Annotated in this window: 16 protein-coding genes; 12 read left to right on the plus strand and 4 right to left on the minus strand. The window is 54.7% G+C overall.

Features of this window, described 5'->3' with window-relative positions; all coding sequences use genetic code 11:
• Together G506_RS0114535 and G506_RS0114540 are read left to right on the plus strand one after the other, a co-directional pair.
• The gene (locus tag G506_RS0114535; RefSeq protein WP_028117495.1) at positions 1-1,143 is read left to right on the plus strand and encodes an ATP-NAD kinase family protein; all 1,143 of its coding nucleotides are present in this window, start codon (positions 1-3) and stop codon (positions 1,141-1,143) included.
• A gap of 33 nt (positions 1,144-1,176) precedes the next feature.
• Positions 1,177-1,446, plus strand: a complete 270-nt coding sequence (locus tag G506_RS0114540) for a YfcL family protein (protein WP_028117496.1) — start codon at positions 1,177-1,179, stop codon at positions 1,444-1,446.
• Positions 1,447-2,000: 554 nt separating this feature from the next.
• On the opposite strand, the gene mnmC is transcribed toward G506_RS0114540, so the two are convergent.
• Positions 2,001-4,010: a bifunctional tRNA (5-methylaminomethyl-2-thiouridine)(34)-methyltransferase MnmC2/FAD-dependent 5-carboxymethylaminomethyl-2-thiouridine(34) oxidoreductase MnmC1 gene (gene mnmC / locus G506_RS0114545; protein WP_028117497.1), complete on the minus strand. Its 2,010-nt coding sequence runs from the start codon at positions 4,008-4,010 to the stop codon at positions 2,001-2,003.
• A 124-nt stretch (positions 4,011-4,134) separates the two neighbouring features.
• On the opposite strand from mnmC, the gene fabB reads away from it, so the two are divergent.
• The 10 genes from fabB to purF all read left to right on the plus strand — a co-directional run bounded on the left by fabB (position 4,135) and on the right by purF (position 15,652).
• The gene (gene fabB, locus G506_RS0114550; protein ID WP_028117498.1) at positions 4,135-5,358 is read left to right on the plus strand and encodes a beta-ketoacyl-ACP synthase I; all 1,224 of its coding nucleotides are present in this window, start codon (positions 4,135-4,137) and stop codon (positions 5,356-5,358) included.
• 93 nt (positions 5,359-5,451) lie between these two features.
• Positions 5,452-6,552 (plus strand): 4-phosphoerythronate dehydrogenase, encoded by a 1,101-nt coding sequence (locus G506_RS0114555; protein ID WP_028117499.1) that lies wholly within the window; start codon positions 5,452-5,454, stop codon positions 6,550-6,552.
• Between the two features lie 63 nt (positions 6,553-6,615).
• Entirely contained in the window at positions 6,616-7,626 is a 1,011-nt protein-coding gene (locus tag G506_RS0114560) for an aspartate-semialdehyde dehydrogenase (protein ID WP_028117500.1), read from the plus strand.
• Between the two features lie 241 nt (positions 7,627-7,867).
• Positions 7,868-9,568: a FimV/HubP family polar landmark protein gene (locus G506_RS0114565; protein WP_028117501.1), complete on the plus strand. Its 1,701-nt coding sequence runs from the start codon at positions 7,868-7,870 to the stop codon at positions 9,566-9,568.
• 99 nt (positions 9,569-9,667) lie between these two features.
• Positions 9,668-10,462, plus strand: a complete 795-nt coding sequence (truA, locus tag G506_RS0114570; protein WP_028117502.1) for a tRNA pseudouridine(38-40) synthase TruA — start codon at positions 9,668-9,670, stop codon at positions 10,460-10,462.
• A gap of 219 nt (positions 10,463-10,681) precedes the next feature.
• A complete protein-coding gene (gene accD, locus G506_RS0114575) occupies positions 10,682-11,596 on the plus strand; it encodes an acetyl-CoA carboxylase, carboxyltransferase subunit beta (protein WP_028117503.1) in 915 nt (304 codons plus the stop codon).
• Positions 11,593-12,846 (plus strand): bifunctional tetrahydrofolate synthase/dihydrofolate synthase, encoded by a 1,254-nt coding sequence (folC, locus tag G506_RS0114580; protein ID WP_035387379.1) that lies wholly within the window; start codon positions 11,593-11,595, stop codon positions 12,844-12,846. The genes accD and folC overlap by 4 nt, the downstream gene beginning before the upstream one ends.
• Positions 12,847-12,848: 2 nt before the next feature.
• Complete coding sequence (locus G506_RS0114585; RefSeq protein WP_035387380.1) at positions 12,849-13,448, plus strand: SPOR domain-containing protein; 600 nt, start codon at positions 12,849-12,851, stop codon at positions 13,446-13,448.
• Positions 13,449-13,541: 93 nt separating this feature from the next.
• Entirely contained in the window at positions 13,542-14,042 is a 501-nt protein-coding gene (locus tag G506_RS0114590) for a CvpA family protein (protein WP_028117506.1), read from the plus strand.
• A gap of 95 nt (positions 14,043-14,137) precedes the next feature.
• Positions 14,138-15,652 (plus strand): amidophosphoribosyltransferase, encoded by a 1,515-nt coding sequence (gene purF / locus G506_RS0114595; RefSeq protein WP_028117507.1) that lies wholly within the window; start codon positions 14,138-14,140, stop codon positions 15,650-15,652.
• A 75-nt stretch (positions 15,653-15,727) separates the two neighbouring features.
• On the opposite strand, the gene G506_RS0114600 is transcribed toward purF, so the two are convergent.
• The 3 genes from G506_RS0114600 to G506_RS0114610 form a co-directional block, all read right to left on the minus strand.
• The gene (locus tag G506_RS0114600; RefSeq protein ID WP_028117508.1) at positions 15,728-16,327 is read right to left on the minus strand and encodes a Yip1 family protein; all 600 of its coding nucleotides are present in this window, start codon (positions 16,325-16,327) and stop codon (positions 15,728-15,730) included.
• 177 nt (positions 16,328-16,504) lie between these two features.
• Positions 16,505-17,263 (minus strand): UDP-2,3-diacylglucosamine diphosphatase, encoded by a 759-nt coding sequence (locus G506_RS0114605; RefSeq protein ID WP_051202170.1) that lies wholly within the window; start codon positions 17,261-17,263, stop codon positions 16,505-16,507.
• Positions 17,253-17,747 carry a peptidylprolyl isomerase gene (locus G506_RS0114610; RefSeq protein WP_028117510.1) on the minus strand — a complete coding sequence of 165 codons (495 nt, stop codon included), beginning with the start codon at positions 17,745-17,747 and terminating at the stop codon, positions 17,253-17,255. The genes G506_RS0114605 and G506_RS0114610 overlap by 11 nt, the downstream gene beginning before the upstream one ends.
• Positions 17,748-17,775 lie beyond the last annotated feature (28 nt).

Below are 17,775 nucleotides of genomic sequence, written 5' to 3' on the forward strand. Positions count from 1 at the left end.
ATGTTTCGATTAGGGATAATCATCAATCCACTGGCGGGGCTGGGTGGCAGTGTTGCCCTTAAAGGCTCCGATGGCGTGGCGGCGGAGGCCATCGCCCGTGGCGCCACCCCGCAAGCCTCGCAGCGAATGGCAACCGCGTTAAATAAGCTGCTGCCGTTACAAGCGCAGCTCAAGATCTACTGCGCCGGTGGCGAGATGGGCGAGACATTGCTGCAGCAATTGGGTTTTGCTTATCAGGTGGTGTCTCAGCCCAGCGCCAATGACGCTCAAGCTAACGCCATTCAAACGGGTACTACCCAAGCTGAAGATACTCAAGCGGCGGCGCAGGCGATGGCGGCCGTCGGCGTTGATCTGATCCTGTTTGCTGGCGGTGATGGCACCGCTCGCGATCTGTTTAGTGCCGTTGGCGACAAACAGCCGGTGCTGGGGGTGCCCGCTGGGGTGAAAATTCACTCAGGGGTGTACGCCATTACCCCAGACGCCGCAGGGGAAGTCGCGGCGCAGATGATCCGCGGTGAGTTAGTGAGTGTCACCGATGCTGAGGTGCGCGATATCGATGAGCAGGCGTTTCGCGCCGGCCAAGTGCGTGCCCGTTACTTTGGTGAGATGACGGTGCCAGAATCGCTGCGCTATATGCAGGCGGTTAAGCAGGGCGGTCGCGAAAGCCAAGAACTGGTGCTGGCCGACATCGCCGCTGAGGTGATCGAACAGATGGAGCCGGAGTGGCAATACATCATTGGATCTGGCTCGACGGTAGCGGCGGTGATGGCGGAGCTTGGGCTCGACAATACCTTGCTTGGGGTTGACCTAATTCAAGCTGGTCAGCTTATCGGTCAAGACTTCACGGCGGCGCAACTGTTAGAGGCTTGCCGCGATAAACCGACCAAGCTACTGGTGACCTTAATTGGCGGCCAAGGCCACCTATTTGGCCGCGGTAATCAGCAGCTCAGCCCACCATTGTTGCGGTTACTTGGGCGTGACAACATTCAGGTGATCGCCACCAAAACCAAACTGGAAGCGCTGCAGGGCAGGCCAATGTTGGCCGATACCGGCGACAGCCAACTGGATAGCGAACTGTCCGGTTATTATCGAATTATTACCGGTTACCGTGACGCGGTACTGTACCCGTTAGCCAACAGCTAGCGAATACTTAAGGATGACGTAGGAGTACTCAAGATGATTGAGCGTTGGGAGCAGATCTGCCAACAGTGGATTGACCACAATTTAGAGCACGGCAGCGACGATGAGGTGTTCTCCAGCGGCTATCTGCAAGGTCACTTTGCGGTGGTGTTGTCGAAGTTGGAAGCGCAGAGTGAGCCGGAACTGGCGAACTTAACCGAATTGATGTCGGAATCGTTAAGCCAAGCTCGTAGCGAATTGGCACCGGAAGACATGGTATTAGTGCAGAACGCTTGGCAGCAGCTGCACAGTCAGTTGGCGGCGTAAACACGGCCAATCGATTCAGAAGAGCCCGAAGTATCATCCTCGGGCTTTTGCGTTTTGGCGGTCGACTTTGATAGCCGCATGGCTTATGCCAGTCTGCATAATCATCTGTTCTATCCAGCTTTCCCAGTAAACTCTCTTGCTTTAGCCTCCGGCGGTCAAGGGCGGTGCCCTTTGAAATCCCCTTTGCCTCCAAGGTTGACGAAAGCCCCTCGTTCTCACCGCACTTCGCGACAGCACCGGCCCGAGGCGGCATCCCTGCCTTCGCGGGCCTCTCGGACATCCTGCCCTCGGCTTTCCGCTACGTTTGCGGTTCCACTCGGCGTCAACAAGTCGGCAACAGCACTTTGAATATCCGTTACCGTGAAATCATCAGTTGCTGGTCTGAAGCATCTAAATTTCCGCGAACGTGTTCGCGGCTACGATTGAACCACTACAGAGGCCGTTGGGATTGAAAAGGGTGGAATCCTTTCCCGCCGGAGGCGAATACCAATCAGAAAAATTATCTGGTTTCTGCTACTTTGCAGCAGAAAATCACAACATTAATCTAATTGGTATTAGCCGCGCTTATAAGCCTTTTGAATCTTGGCAATTTTGCGCAGTTCAAAGCGACCGACCGCCAGTTTTGCTGCTAACTCTTGCGATACGGGCAATGATTCACCACAGAGCTGGCTGGCCAGCAGTTCGGCGCACAGGGCGGCGGAGCACAATCCTCGTGAACCTAAACCGCTAAGCAGATATAAGCCGTACTGCATCGGCGGGTTGGTAAGGTCGACATCGTCCTGCAGTGCTGACCAATGTGGCACTTGGCCCACCAACGGCAGATGATCCCGCACTGCGGCTCGCACTGATGCGCGGGCGTTGTCTGCCGATAACGGCGCGGCAAGATCCAGTTCCTTCAGCCAACTGGCACCAGTAAAACTGTGCGCCATCCGCGCCGTCATTTCGGTTATATCATCGTCGCGCAGATCGCGATTGCTGTCACCCCGGCCAAAGCTGGCGCCGTAGGTCAGTTGGCCATTTAGCGCCGGCACCAGATAACCATCGGCGCACAGCACGGTTTTTAGCTTAGCGCTGCTGGCTTGGGCATCGGGGTAAGCGATTTGGCCACGAACCGGATTGAGTGGCAGCGGCGCCGTTTGGCTAAAGCCTTGGCTATGATGGCCTGCCGCTAACACTACGGCATCAGCATAACGTCGTGTACCGTCGGCAAACTGCAGTTGCCACTGCTGATTGTTTGCTGAAGAGGTGTCGTTAGCTTGGCTCGGTGCGGTCAATTCGGTTAAGTGATGCTCGGCAAAGCAGTTGAGCTTGCCGCTTTGTTGCGCCTCAGCAATGACCGCATTGACCAGTTGCTGCGGGCTGAGCCAGCCGCCGTAGGGGTAGAACAGGGCATCTTGATGATCACCGTCACCTAACGGCAGATCGGCAATGTGCGCCGCTTGCTGGCCGTCAACGGCGTGTACCAGCGAACTGTCTAAATCGAGGGCGGCGATGGTACGAAAACGCTGGCGCTGTTTGTCATCCAGTGGCAGTTGCAGCACCCCGCACCAGTCGTGGTCGATTGGGTGTTGTTCGGCCAGTTGGTTCAATTGCTGTCGTGCCAGCAGATAGCCTTGCTGATAAAACTGCGCCATCGGATCGTTGGCACTATTGAGCAGTGGATACAGCGCCCCTTGGCGGTTGCCGGAAGCACCATCGGCGACCGTGTCAGCGGCAAAATAGAGATCCACCTCGATGCCACGCCGGGTTAGCGCTAAGGCGCTGTTCGCCGCGGCTAGGCCGGCACCAATCACCGCCACCCGTTTAGGTAGCGCCGCTGTTGGCTCAACGTGGTCACTGCGCTGACCAAAAATCATCTCCCGTTTGCCGCGAAAGCCTTTGTCCTTTTGCATGGCAAAGCCTTCAGCAATCAGCCCTTTACGCACTGCGCTGGCGGCGGTAAAGGTCGCTACCGTGGCATCAGCACGAGACAGTCGTGCCATTTCAGCGTACAGCGAGTCCTGCCACATCAGCGGATTTTTGTTGGGGCTGAAGCCATCAAGGAACCAAGCGTCCGCTACGCCATGTTGGCCGGCACTTAGGTTCGGCAGTTGTTCAAGCAGATCGCCAAACCACAGATCGACAGTCACCGCGCCGTTATCCAGCACCATGCGGTGACAGCCTTGGATAATCATCGGATAAGCGGCGCGGATCTGCGTCGCCATCTCGGCAAACTCCGGCCACTGACGCTGAGCGCGGCTTAAGTCGGTGGCGCTTAATGGGTACTTTTCAAAGCTGACGAAATGCAGCCGCTGGCAGCTGGCATCGGGATGCTCGCGCCGAAAAGTGCGAAAGTGACGCCACAGCACCATCAAGTTAAGGCCGGTGCCAAAGCCGGTTTCCATCACGCAGAAGTGGTCGCGCGGGTGCTGTTGCCAGCGCTGTGGCAGTTGATTATGTTGAATAAAGACGTAGTCGGTTTCGGCTACACCGTCTTTCTTGGAGAAGTAGAAGTCGCCAAAGTCGCTGGCGAGGGGGGCGGCAGGATTGGACCAATCGATATCAGCAGAGCGGATCGGGTTCACAGCGGCACACTCGGATGTTTTTCAAAAGCGGCATTTTAGCGCGAGTTCAGCAGAGCCGACCAGTTGGCGCTAAGCATCGCGCTAGGATAGCGGCGTTTCTTTTGGTTATTGGTAGGAAAAGTTAATGAAAAGAGCGGTCATTACCGGGATTGGGGTGATCTCCAGTATCGGCAACAACGCTGAAGAGGTGACGGAATCGTTACGCCTTGGACGCAGCGGCATTCGCTACTCCGAACAGTTTGAGCAGTTGGGGCTGCGCAGCCGCGTCTGGGGCGATCTGAAGATTGATCCAGCTGAGCACATCGACCGCAAAATCATCCGCTTTATGGGCGATGCCGCGGCATACGCGTACTTAAGCATGGAGCAAGCGATCGCCGATGCTGGTTTGACCGAGGAGATGGTTAGTAACCCTCGCACCGGCATTGTTGCCGGCACCGGTGGCGCATCATCCCTAAACCAAGTGCAAGCGGCCGACACTCTGCGTGAAAAAGGCGTGCGCCGCATCGGTCCTTACTTGGTACCGCGGATCATGTCCTCGACCGCGTCCGCTTGCCTAGCGACGCCGTTTAAGATCAAGGGGATCAACTACTCAATCTCCTCGGCGTGCGCCACCAGTGCCCACTGTATCGGCCACGCGTGGGAGCAGATCCAACTTGGCAAGCAAGACATCATCTTCGCTGGCGGTTCTGAAGAGTTGCACTGGACCTTGGCGATGGGCTTTGATGGCATGGGCGCGTTGTCAACTAAGTACAACGACGATCCAACCAAGGCATCTCGTACCTACGACGCCGACCGTGACGGTTTTGTTATCTCCGGCGGTGGCGGCATGGTGGTGGTGGAAGAGTTGGAGCATGCTCTGGCTCGTGGCGCGCACATCTACGCTGAAATTGTTGGTTACGGCGCTAACTCCGATGGCCATGATATGGTTGCGCCGTCTGGCGAAGGGGCGGCGCGCTGCATGCACATCGCCTTAGACCAAGCCAAAGCGGCTGGCGCAGGCCCAATCCAGTACCTCAATACCCATGGTACCTCTACGCCAGTGGGTGACACCAAAGAGCTGGGGGCGATCCGTGAAGTGTTTGCCGAGCAGATGCCGCTGATCAGCGCCACTAAAGCGATGACTGGTCACGCGCTTGGCGCCGCTGGGGTGCATGAAGCGATCTACAGCTTGCTAATGATGAAGCATGGGTTTGTCGCACCAAGCATCAACATTGATAACCTTGATGAGCAAGCGGCAGGCATGCCGATTGTTACCGAGGCAACCGAGCAGCAACTGGATACGGTGATGAGTAACAGCTTTGGTTTTGGCGGCACCAACGCCACCTTGATTTTCAAGCGTTACCAGTAACACCAATTCGCTTAAGGGCGCTTGTGAGTCTTGGCTCGCAAGCGCCCTTTGTCGTTGTTAGACTCGGTGAAATTTTTGACCAAGGAGTGTGTCGTGAAATTTGTTGCCGATGAAAATATGGCCGCACTAGAGCCGTTGTTTGCCGAACACGGTGAGATCGTCACCATGGCTGGCCGCGAGATCAGCGCTGATACGGTGCCGGCTGACACCACCGCGCTGCTGCTGCGGTCAGTCACCAAAGTTGATGCCACCTTGCTGGATGCGCTGCCACAACTGCAATTTGTCGGCACCGCCACCATTGGCACCGATCATCTGGATATTGCTGAATTGGAACGCCGCGGTATTGGTTGGAGTAACGCCGCCGGTTGCAACGCCCAAGGGGTCGGCGAGTATGTTTTGTCGGCCTTGTTGCTGCTGGCCGAGCGCAGCGGCGACACGTTGACCGACAAAACCATCGGTATCGTTGGCCTTGGCAATACCGGCAGTGCGGTCGCCAAGCGATTAGCGGCACTAGGCTGTAATCTGTTGCTGTGCGATCCGCCTAAGCAAGCGGCGGGTGAGCTCGGCCCATGGGTTGGTTTAGATACCCTGATTGCCCAAAGCGATGTCATCACCCTGCATGTGCCGTTGCAACGTGATACTCACCATCTGTTTGATGCTAAGCGATTAGCCACGTTGAACCACGATTGTTGGTTAATTAACGCCAGTCGTGGCGAGGTGATAGACAACCGGGCGCTGATTGAACTGAAACCTCAGCGACCAGAGTGGCGCTTGGTGATGGACGTATGGGAACACGAACCGAATCCGCTTGCTGAGCTGGTTAGCTTGTGCGAACTGGCAACCCCGCATATCGCCGGATATTCGGTTGAAGGCAAAATTCGCGGTACGCAAATGCTGCATCAAGCGCTGTTTGCCGATGCAATCGCCACTCCGAGCCTTGAAAAACTGTTGACTGAAGCGCCGCTACCATTACAGTCACTCACAGCATCCATAAGCCAATCGAATCTGCAGCAATTGTGCGCATCTGTGTATGATTTGGCACTTGAGGATCGACGCTTTCGCGCGGCACTGCCGGATGGCTTTGATGCTCGCCGTAAAGCCAATTTAACTCGCCGTGAATTTTGTGCCCAACCACTGGCAACCGACGTTGCCTGTGATGCACAGCTGCTGCGCCAATTAGGCTTTTTAATTTAATTACCAGGGCGTCATTTGACCACGAACGGTCAACACGCCCAACTATCGTTGAGAATTGTCACTATGGCTTACAACATCGCCGTATTAGGTGCCACCGGCGCCGTCGGTCAAACCATGATTGAGATCCTAGAGCAGCGCGAATTTCCGGTTGCTAACCTGTACCCGCTGGCAAGCAGCAACAGCGTAGGCAAGACCGTCTCTTTCAACGGTAAAACCATCGACGTAATCGACGTAGAAGAGTTTGATTGGACTCAAGTAGAACTGGCGCTGTTCAGCGCTGGCGGCAGCGTTTCCGAAAAATGGGCGCCGATTGCGGCGGAAGCGGGTTGTGTGGTGATCGATAACACCAGCCACTTCCGCAATGATCCAGAGATCCCACTGGTGGTGCCAGAGGTAAACCCATACGCGCTGGCGGAGTTCCGCAACCGCAACATCATTGCTAACCCGAACTGCTCCACCATCCAGATGGTTGTTGCCTTGAAGCCGCTGCACGATGCGTACGGCATCGAACGCATCAATGTGGCGACCTACCAGTCGGTATCTGGTGCCGGTCGCAGTGCCATCGAAGAGCTGGCCAAGCAGTGCGCGGCACTGTTGAGTGCGCAGGAAGCCAAAGCGGAGATCTTCGATCACCAGATCGCCTTTAACGTGCTGCCACGCATCGACCAGTTTATGGATAACGGCTACACCCGCGAAGAGATGAAGATGGTCTGGGAAACCCAGAAGATTTTTGGTGATGCCTCGATTCAAGTGAACGCCACTGCCGTTCGTGTGCCGGTATTCTACGGTCACGCGGAAGCGATCCACCTAGAAACCCGTCAACCAACCAGCGCTGAAGAAGCCAAAGCGCTGCTGGAACAGGCTGAAGGAGTTACCTTGCTGGCCGATGACATGGACTACCCAACCCCGTTTGGTCATGCTCAAGGCAACGATGACGTATACGTTGGTCGGGTGCGTCAAGATATCAGCCATCCGCACGGACTGAACCTGTGGGTGGTGGCCGACAACATCCGTAAAGGCGCGGCGCTAAACTCAGTGCAGATCGCCGAACTGCTGGTTCGCGACTACCTGTAACGGGTTACAATCCTCAATGATCTAAGCCCTGAACCTGATTGGTTCGGGGCTTTTTTATTTGTGCGTGTGACCACTATGGTTAATTTGCGAACGATAACAACGGTCATTATCTCGATTTCGCTTTATTACGGCGGTCACATTGACCTGACAACGTCGTTTATTTAGTGAAGACGCTGTAATATGCTGAAGAATCAGAATTTTAAGTGGCTCAAGCCACTGTTTTGACACGGAAAGCCAAGCAATGAGTCACCTTCGTCGGCCGCTATTGGGCGCCCTATTATTGTCCGCGCCTTTGTGGGGCGTGCCCGTCTTTAGCCAAACCTTAATGTTGACCGGTCCCGATGGCCAAGTACCCGTGCTGGCGCAAGGTGGCGAGCAGTATGGGCCAACGACTCGCAGCGATACGCTGTGGCGGATTGCCAATGAAGTGCGCCCAGATAGCAGTGTCACCGTGTATCAGGTGATGCAAGCGCTGTTTGAAGCCAATCCTCATGCCTTTAACAGCGACAACTTTAACTCGCTGGAGCGCAATCGGTTGCTGATCATTCCGGCGGTTGAGGTGATCAAGGGTTATCCGGCTAATGAAGCCAAGGCGTCGGCAGCGGATCACGATGACAATTGGGATGGCGCGCCGGTGGCTGAAACCGCGGCGGCGCAGCAACCGCAGCAAGCTGATAATCGCGCCGCCTCGACCAAAGTTGTTGCCAGCAGTGCGAGCAGCAATAACAGCGATTTGCAATTAGAGTTGGCGCAGCTGCGTGAGCAAAATCAACGCTATCGGCAGGAGTTGGACGAGCAAAAAGCGGCGCTATTGCAACTGCAAAGTTTGCGTCAAGAGTTGGATAACAACACCGCCGAAATGGCGCAATTGGTGCGACAAAATGCGTTGTTGCAACAGCAGATGGAGCAGTTGTCACAAGAGTTGTCGCTGCTGCGTAGTGCCTTAGATGAACAGCAAAGCCTTAATCGCGCGCTGGAACAAGAATTGGATGCCCAGCGACTAACGGCGGCTAACGGCATCGCCACCAGCGCGGTGGTTAATGAACCGCTGGACGCACCGCAACCTAGCCTATGGCAAACCATCAGTGACAGTACCTTGCTGTTGGTGTTAATCGGCGCCATTCCATTGTTGTTGGTGATCACCGGTTTGGTGATTTGGAATACCCGCCGGCAGCGCCATGCCTTTAAAAATCCTATTCAAGATGGTGATCTGATTGCGCCGTTGGCTACGGCGCCGGATCCGTTAACGCAGATGGTGCCAGCGGCGCCGCAGGCCAATCAGGCTGCAACTGTTGGCGCAGGGGCGGCATTGGCTGGGGCTGCTTATGCGGCCGAAGCGGCGCACAGTGACTTTGGCAGTAACCAAAGCGATCCGTTTGCTGCCCCGCACGGCGGCAACGATGATGACTCGATGACGCTGGAACAACTGCTTAATGATGCTGAGTTCACCTCGGCAGCGGCGCCAACCAACTACAGTAATGATTTTGATCAGATGCTGGCGGCTGCCACCGAGCAACTGCATGACGCGAGCGACAGCGCCGATGCGACTGTAGAAACACCGAGCCATGATGCTGCCGACAATCGCACAGAGGCCAGTCATCACAGTTATTCGTCTGATTCTGTGGCGGCAACCAGTGATAGCTACAACAGCAGTGATTTTACCAGCGATTACGGCAGCGACAGTGGCTTTATTGATATTGATAAATTGCTGGCAGAGAGCGATGACGCGCCAAGTTTCTCAAGTAACTATGAGTCCGACTCGGTAGCACCGGCGGTTAGCCTTATGGATGACGATGGCGGCTACAGTGCCAAACTTGATCTGGCTCGGGCTTACATTGAAATTGAAGACATTGATGCCGCCAAAGCCTTGCTGAATGAGGTGGCCAACGATGGCAATCAACAGCAACAAAGCGAAGCACAGACACTGCTGGCACAGTTGTAACGGAGTTGACTCTAGCCAACGTTAATAACGGCGATCTTCGGATCGCCGTTTTTGTTGAAGGCGGCTATACTGCGGCGCTGATTTTTAAGAGGGCAGGTTATGCGCATTGCATTAGGCATTGAATATGATGGTCACGGTTACTTCGGCTGGCAAAAGCAGCGTGAAGTGGTTGGAGTACAACAACGACTGGAGGAAGCGCTGGCGAAAGTGGCTAACCACCCAGTGGAAGTCGTGTGTGCTGGCCGTACCGACGCCGGTGTGCATGGCACCGGCCAAGTGGTGCACTTTGATGCGCAGTTTGACCGTCCTCCGCAGGCATGGACCTTAGGGCTAAATGCCAACCTGCCTGACAACATCGCAGTGCGCTGGGCGCAACCGGTATCTGACGATTTTCACGCTCGCTTTAGCGCTACCGCCCGCCGCTATCGCTATGTGATTTACAACCATCGTCTGCGTCCAGGTATTTTGTGCCAAGGGGTTAGTCATTACTATCATCCGCTGGATGAAAAACTGATGGAACAGGCTGGCCAAGCGCTGCTTGGCGAAAATGATTTCACCTCGTTTCGCGCGGTTCAGTGTCAGTCCAGAACGCCATGGCGTAACGTGCATCATCTGTACGTCGATCGCGTTGGTGATTACGTGGTGGTTGATATTAAGGCCAATGCCTTCGTGCACCATATGGTGCGCAACATTGTTGGCTCGCTGCTGGAAGTGGGCATGGGCAACAAGCCGATTGAATGGATTGCGCAAGTGCTGGCGGCTAAGAATCGTGACGTTGCCGGTGCCACGGCCAAAGCCGAAGGTCTGTATCTGGTCGACGTCGATTACCCTGCTGAATTTGGGATCCAGAAGAGCAACCTAGGACCGCTATTTTTGCCGGAATTTGGTCGATAACGTCGGTAATTTGGCAACCATAATGGGAATTGCTCGGGTAAGACCAGTTTTCGTTAGAAGCCGCTTTGGGCTTATGGTTTAATGACTGCAATTTTGCTGCGTATGCGGCTAACCTATCCTTATTGCCCACCGCTTACCGTCGAGTAACTCCGGTTAATTTGCTGCGAATTAGCAGCACTTGGTGGGCAGTTTTAGCCGAAATGGAGAGAAGGCCAAGATATGAGTTGGTTAACCAAAATCCTACCAAAGAGCCAAGCTGTGTCCGATCGTCGTCGCAGCGTGCCAGAAGGGGTTTGGAGCAAGTGTACCGAGTGTGATCAGATCCTCTATCGCGCTGAACTGGCTCGCAATTTAGAAGTGTGCCCAAAATGCGACAATCACATGCGCATCGGCGCTCGTGAGCGTTTACTGCAACTACTGGATAAAGACAGCAGCAAAGAGCTGGGCGAAGAGCTGGAGCCGCAGGATATCTTGAAGTTCCGCGACTCGAAAAAGTACAAAGAACGCATCAGCCAAGCGACCAAAGCCAGCGGCGAGAAAGACGCCCTGATCGTGATGCGTGGCGAACTGAAAGGGATGCCGGTGGTGGTGGCCTCATTTGAGTTCGCCTACATGGGCGGCTCGATGGCGTCGGTGGTTGGCGCGCGCTTTGTGCGTGCTTGTGAAGCGGCATTGGCGGATAACATCCCGCTGATCTGTTTCTCCGCCAGTGGTGGAGCTCGCATGCAAGAGGCGCTGTTTTCACTGATGCAGATGGCAAAGACGTCGGCGGCACTGGCCAAACTGCGTGCTCGCGGTATTCCTTACATCAGTGTGCTAACCGATCCCACCATGGGTGGCGTTTCCGCCAGTTTGGCGATGCTCGGTGATTTGAACATTGCCGAGCCAAAAGCGCTGATTGGTTTTGCCGGCCCGCGAGTTATCGAGCAAACCGTCCGCGAAAAACTGCCAGAAGGCTTCCAGCGCAGTGAGTTTCTGCTGGAAAAAGGCGCCATCGATATGATCGTCGACCGTCGGCAGATGCGCGATACACTGGCACGTCTGCTGGGCAAGTTTACCCATCGAGCTGAAACCGTGGTGGAAGAACAGCCAGTCGCAGCTCCCGTTAACGAAGCACCGTTACAAGCTGAATGAATCGCACCACCTCTGTTTGTTTGAACGCTAGCCACTCCCTTGAGGAGTGGCTAGATCATATTCTCGCCCTGCATCCCTCTGAAATTGACCTAGGCCTAGAGCGGCTGCGAACCGTTGCCAGCAGCATGGGCTTATTAAGCTTGCCAGACAGCACCGTGATAACCGTTGCTGGCACCAATGGCAAAGGCACCAGCTGCGCGCTGCTTGAGCAAATCTATCGCAATGCCGGTTACTCGGTCGGAGTGTTCAGCTCACCCCATATCGAGCGCTATAACGAGCGGGTTCGTCTCAACGGCCAAGAGTTGGCCGATGCTGAACATGCCGCCGCCTTTAGCGCGATTGCCGCCGCACAAGCGGACACCACGCTGACCTTCTTTGAATACTCGGCGTTAGGGGCGCTGTGGCTGTTCGCTAAGCATCGCCCGCAAGTGGTGATCCTTGAAGTGGGGCTGGGTGGTCGTTTGGATGCCACCAATCTGATCGATGCCGATGCGGCCTTGATTACCACCATTGATCTCGACCACCAAGACTATCTGGGGGATACCCGTGAATTGGTGGCGGTGGAAAAAGCCGGCATTATGCGCGCCGGTCAGCTGGCGGTCAGTGGCGATCCCTATCCACCGGCGACCTTGCTGAGTGAAGCCGAGCGTATTGGTGCTCACTTTTATGGTCGTAATCGCGATTTTAGCGTTAGCCGCAGTGCCGATGACTGGGGCCTTAGCGGCTTTGAATCCCTTGGCTCGCTGCCACTGCCGCGGATCCCACTGGATAACGCCGCTGCCGTGTTAACCTTGGTGGCGAAGCTGCCGCTGGCGGTCACCAATGATGCCATTATCGATGCGCTGAAACAGGTTCAGGTTGAGGGGCGGCTTGAGTTCCTTAGCCAGCAACTGGTGCTGGATGTGGCGCATAATCCACAAGCGGGGCGCTATCTGGCTGATTGGCTTAAGCAGCAACCCTACCGCCGCGTGATCGCGGTGTGTTCGATGCTTGGTGATAAGGATATGGTCAATAGTGTCGCGCCACTGCTGCCGCTGGTAGATCATTGGCATACGGCGTCGTTGCATGTGCCTCGGGCCGCATCGGCTGCCGCAATGCAGCAACTGTTGCCACAAGCGCAGTTGCATGACAGTGTCGCCGACGCTTTAGCGTGCGCGCTTAGCGAAGTTGCCGATGGCGAACTGGTGATCCTGTTTGGCTCCTTTTACACTGTTGCGCAAGCAAAGCGTTATTGGGCACAGAGGAGTTAAGGTTGTCGACTGCATTTCAAAATCGACTGGTCGGGACGGTGGTGTTAGTAGCGCTGGCGGTATTACTGCTGCCAGAGATCCTTGATGGTAAGAAACAAACGCTTGAGCAGCAGTTTGCCACCATTCCGCTGCGGCCGACCGTGGCGGTAGTGGCGCCGAGCAAGGTCGTTGCGGCAACCCCAGAGCAACCGCAGCAGCAGGATAGTGACGCGGGCAACAGCATCGAGGTAGGCAGCCTGGCCCCCCAAAAAGCGGTGGTAAAGCCGGTTGTTGAGGTGGCGGAACCGAAGATCAGCACGGTAGCCGCTAAACCTGTGGCTGAACCTGCGGCAGCCAAAACCAATCCTGCGGCGGTAAAGGCCTATACCTTGCGCCTTGGTAGCTTTAAAAATGCGGCCAACGTGAATGCCTTGGTGGCGCGTCTGCGGCAGCAGAAGTATCCGGCTTATACGGTGCCAACGGTACCGGTGGATGGCCAGATAACTCGGGTGATGATTGGCCCTGAAACCCAGAAAGCGCGCTTAGAGCAGATCCGCACCGCCTTGCACAAGCAGCTTAATATGCAGGGTAAGATTGAGAATTACGACCCACTGCAACTGTGAGTTCTGATTTTCGACCGATGCTGTAGATGTAGTTTTAGGGCGGCTTTGGTAACATGCCGCCCTCGTACTAATGGACTGAATTAGGAACAAAAATTGGCAAGCCTTGTGTGGATTGATTTCGCCATTTTGGCGGTTATTGGCTTATCTGCGGTGATCTCGCTGATCCGCGGCTTCGTGCGTGAAGCGATGTCGTTGGTGGTGTGGATTAGTGCATTTTTTATCGCCAGTAACTTCTATCAAGATCTGGCGGTGTTTTTAACCCAAATCAATGATGACACCCTCCGCGCTGGCGCGGCTGCCGTGATTTTGTTTATTGCCACCTTGATCCTTGGTGCCCTGGTCAACTACCTGATTGGGCAATTGGTCAATATTACCGGCCTCAGTGGCTTTGATCGGTTACTGGGGATCGTGTTTGGCGCGCTGCGAGGCGTGCTGGTGGTGGCGGCATTGCTGTTCTTTATGGACACTTTTACCGGTGCCGCCGGTAGCGATTGGTGGCAAGATTCGCAACTGATCCCGGAATTTAAGGTGGTGATCCAGTGGTTCTTTGACCACATTGAAAACACCTCAAGTTTCATCGAAAAGCAGGCCTAGGCCTGCTTTAATTTTATAAAAAATATAACTGACAAAAAGTCAGACCCTACTCTAGCTAAAAGCTAGAAGAACGACCTCTGTAAGGACTCAAAAAGATGTGTGGTATTGTTGGGATAGTGGGGCATTCCCCTGTCAATCAACTGATCTATGATGCGTTAACGGTGCTGCAGCACCGTGGCCAAGACGCGGCAGGGATCGTAACCGTTGATGGTCAGGCGTTTCGCTTGCGCAAGGCTAATGGGCTAGTCAAAGATGTGTTTGAGATTAAGCACATGCATCGCTTGCAAGGCAATTCCGGGATCGGCCACGTGCGTTATCCGACCGCCGGTGGCTCCTCGTCATCGGAAGCGCAGCCGTTCTACGTCAATTCGCCGTTTGGGATCTCGCTGGCACACAACGGCAATCTCACCAACTATGAAGAGCTGATTGCGCTGATGGCCAATATGCGTCGACACATTAATACCAGCTCAGACTCGGAGTTGATGTTGAACGTGCTGGCCCATGAACTGCAACAGTTTGACACCTTAAAGCCGACGCCGTCGCAGATCTTCACTGCGGTTGGCCGCTTACATCAGCAGGTGCGTGGCGCTTACGCCGCGGTGGCGATGGTGATCGGCATCGGTATGGTGGCGTTTCGAGACCCATTTGGCATTCGTCCGTTGGTTTTAGGTCGCAAGCACACTGTGGCAGGGATGGAGTACATGGTAGCATCGGAGTCGGTAGCGCTGGACGCGTCCGGCTTTGAAACCCTGCGTGACGTTGCCCCAGGGGAAGCGGTATTTGTCGATTTTGAAGGCAATCTGCATACTCAGCAGTGCGCTCACAATGCCCAGCACGTTCCCTGTATCTTTGAATACGTCTACTTTGCCCGTCCAGATTCTACCCTTGATGGCATCTCTGTGTACGGCAGTCGCGTCAACATGGGGGTAAAACTTGGGGCCAAGATCAAGCGCGAATGGGAAGAGCACGACATCGATGTGGTGATCCCAATTCCGGAAACCTCTTGCGATATCGCGCTGCAAATTGCCAATGAACTGGCATTGCCGTACCGCCAAGGTTTTGTCAAAAATCGCTACATCGGTCGTACCTTTATTATGCCGGGGCAAACCCAACGCAAGAAGTCGGTACGCCGTAAGCTCAATGCCATTGGCGTTGAGTTTAAAGGTAAGAATGTACTGTTGGTCGATGACTCTATTGTCCGTGGCACGACCTCTGAGCAGATTATCGAGATGGCCCGCGAAGCTGGCGCCAATAAGGTGTATTTTGCCTCTGCGGCACCGGAGATCCGCTTCCCGAACGTATACGGCATCGATATGCCAAGTCCCGATGAACTGATTGCCCATGGCCGTGAAGTGGATGAGATCCGTCGCCATATCGGCGCTGATGGCTTGATCTTCCAAGACATTGCCGATCTGGAAGCGGCGGTAGCCGAGGCCAATCCGACCATCGAGCACTTTGAGACCTCGGTATTCACCGGCAACTACGTGACCAAAGACGTTGATCAAGCCTATCTGGATCGCCTAAATGCTTCCCGTAACGACGGCGCTAAAACCGCTCGTGCTGGCGAGCAGGGCACCAACCTTGAGATCCACAACGTTTGCCACTCGTAACTGGTAGTTGTTAATTAACGCAACGCCGCCCGAGGACCATCGGGCGGCGTTTTTGTTATGCCGGTGACGACCGCTTTAACTTATGTAGGTCGGACCAAAACCATGGCCCCATAAAATCACCGAAGCGGCCATTACCGCCACCAGTAGTACCAAGCCACAGGTGACCACCGAACTGGCGTAGATAAAGCCGCGATCTTCATGAATATTCATGATAATCGGCACGCCGGAATAAAGTAGATAAACCGAATAGCTGATCGCTACCAGCGCCGCGAGCATTACAAACCATAGCTGTGGGTACAGCGTTGCCAGCCCCATCATAAACATCGGGGTAGAGCTGTAAGCAGCTACTTCTAACGCTTGTGAAAACTGTGGATTGGCACCAAAGGTCTTGGCCATCCAATGGGTCAAATAAGCCAGCGCGAACACCGCTGCGATAAGGGCGAAGTACATGCCAACGGCCATAAACTGTGCGCTCTCTGGAGTCAGGCGGATCAGATCACCAGCACCGATTGACCAGCCAATGTGAACGCTGGCGAAGTAGCAGCAGATGGGGGGGATCAACGCCACCAGCAAGATGTGGGTAAGGCTGGAGCTGATGCCTTCATGATTGCGTTCAATGGCGCGCCACTCTTGCCGAGGGTGCGCGTACAAGCCCCATAAGTGATTCAATATCATTGTTATCGTCCTTTATTGTGCAGATCTGAAAATGTCGATACCGCAGACAAAACAACTACTCATCACTAATAGTTATTGGTGATTGTATTGACTCAGTCAAGAACATTTGTTCAACAAATGAACGAGGTTCGGCAGGTTCGGTCCAGATACGAGGGCGCAACACCCTCGACGGAACCATTAAGGCAATGGCTGGCTTTGCAGGCTAACGCCGGATGGGGTAACGATTAGGACGCTGTCTTGGCTGTACCAATCGCCAACGACTAGACGTTGTTGGCCGTGCTCGAGTTGATGCAGGGCTGGGCGATGGGTGTGGCCGTGGATCAGCCAATCACTGCCGGTTTTTTGCAGCAGTGCCGTCACCGCTTGCGGGGTAACGTCCATGATAGCTTGGTCTAATTGGCTGTTACGAGCCTGGCTTTTGGCACGGGCATCGATCGCCATTTGGCGACGTTTACTCAGCGGCAAAAATTTTTGCAGTACCCGATAAAATGGCCATCGGCGTCGGAACTTTTGATAAGCCAGATCGTCGGTGCAGAGCAGATCGCCATGCAAGACGCAGGCTTTGGTGCCATATAGGTCAATGACGGCAATTTCTGGCAGCAATGTCAGGCCGGCTCGTTGGCAGAACTTTTTGCTGATCAGAAAATCGCGATTGCCATTGCAAAAATAGATCGGCAGCTGTTGGCTGGCTTGTTTTAGCAGGGCGGCAACTTGTTCGTTAAAGTCGCTGCGATCGTCATCGCCAATCCACGCTTCAAACAGATCGCCAATAATATAGAGCGCATCGGCCCCGTTTAGCTGGCTGCCGATAAATCGCTGGAAGGCTTGGAAGATGTCGGGACGCTGTTCGCTAAGGTGGAGATCGCCAATGAACAGGGTGCGGGGTGAAGCGGATAGGGAGCCCGACTGGGCTCCCTCAGAGGCATTAACCTTCAACGGTTACGCTCTCGATGACCACAGCTTCCAGTGGTACGTCTTGGTGCATACCGTGGTTGCCGGTAGATACTTTCTTGATCTTGTTAACCACGTCCATGCCTTCTACTACTTCGCCAAATACGCAGTAGCCAAAGCCTTGCATGGATTCGTTTTTGAAATCCAGGAAGGTGTTGTCGTTAACGTTGATGAAGAACTGCGCGGTGGCAGAGTGTGGATCTGGGGTACGCGCCATAGCGATGGTGCCTACTTTGTTGCTCAGGCCGTTGTTGGCTTCGTTCTGGATGCCAGCGCCACAAGATTTTTGTGACATAGCCGCGTCGAAACCGCCGCCTTGAACCATGAAACCGTCGATCACGCGGTGGAAGATGGTGCCGTTGTAGAAGCCGTCGTTGGCGTACTTCAGGAAGTTTTCAACGGTGATAGGCGCTTTATCTGCGTGCAGTTGCAGTTTGATGTCGCCGTGGTTGGTATGCAAAGTCACCATGATGATCTGTCTCTTTGTTGATAATGCG

Source organism: Ferrimonas senticii DSM 18821, assembly GCF_000422665.1.
GTDB lineage: Bacteria > Pseudomonadota > Gammaproteobacteria > Enterobacterales > Shewanellaceae > Ferrimonas > Ferrimonas senticii.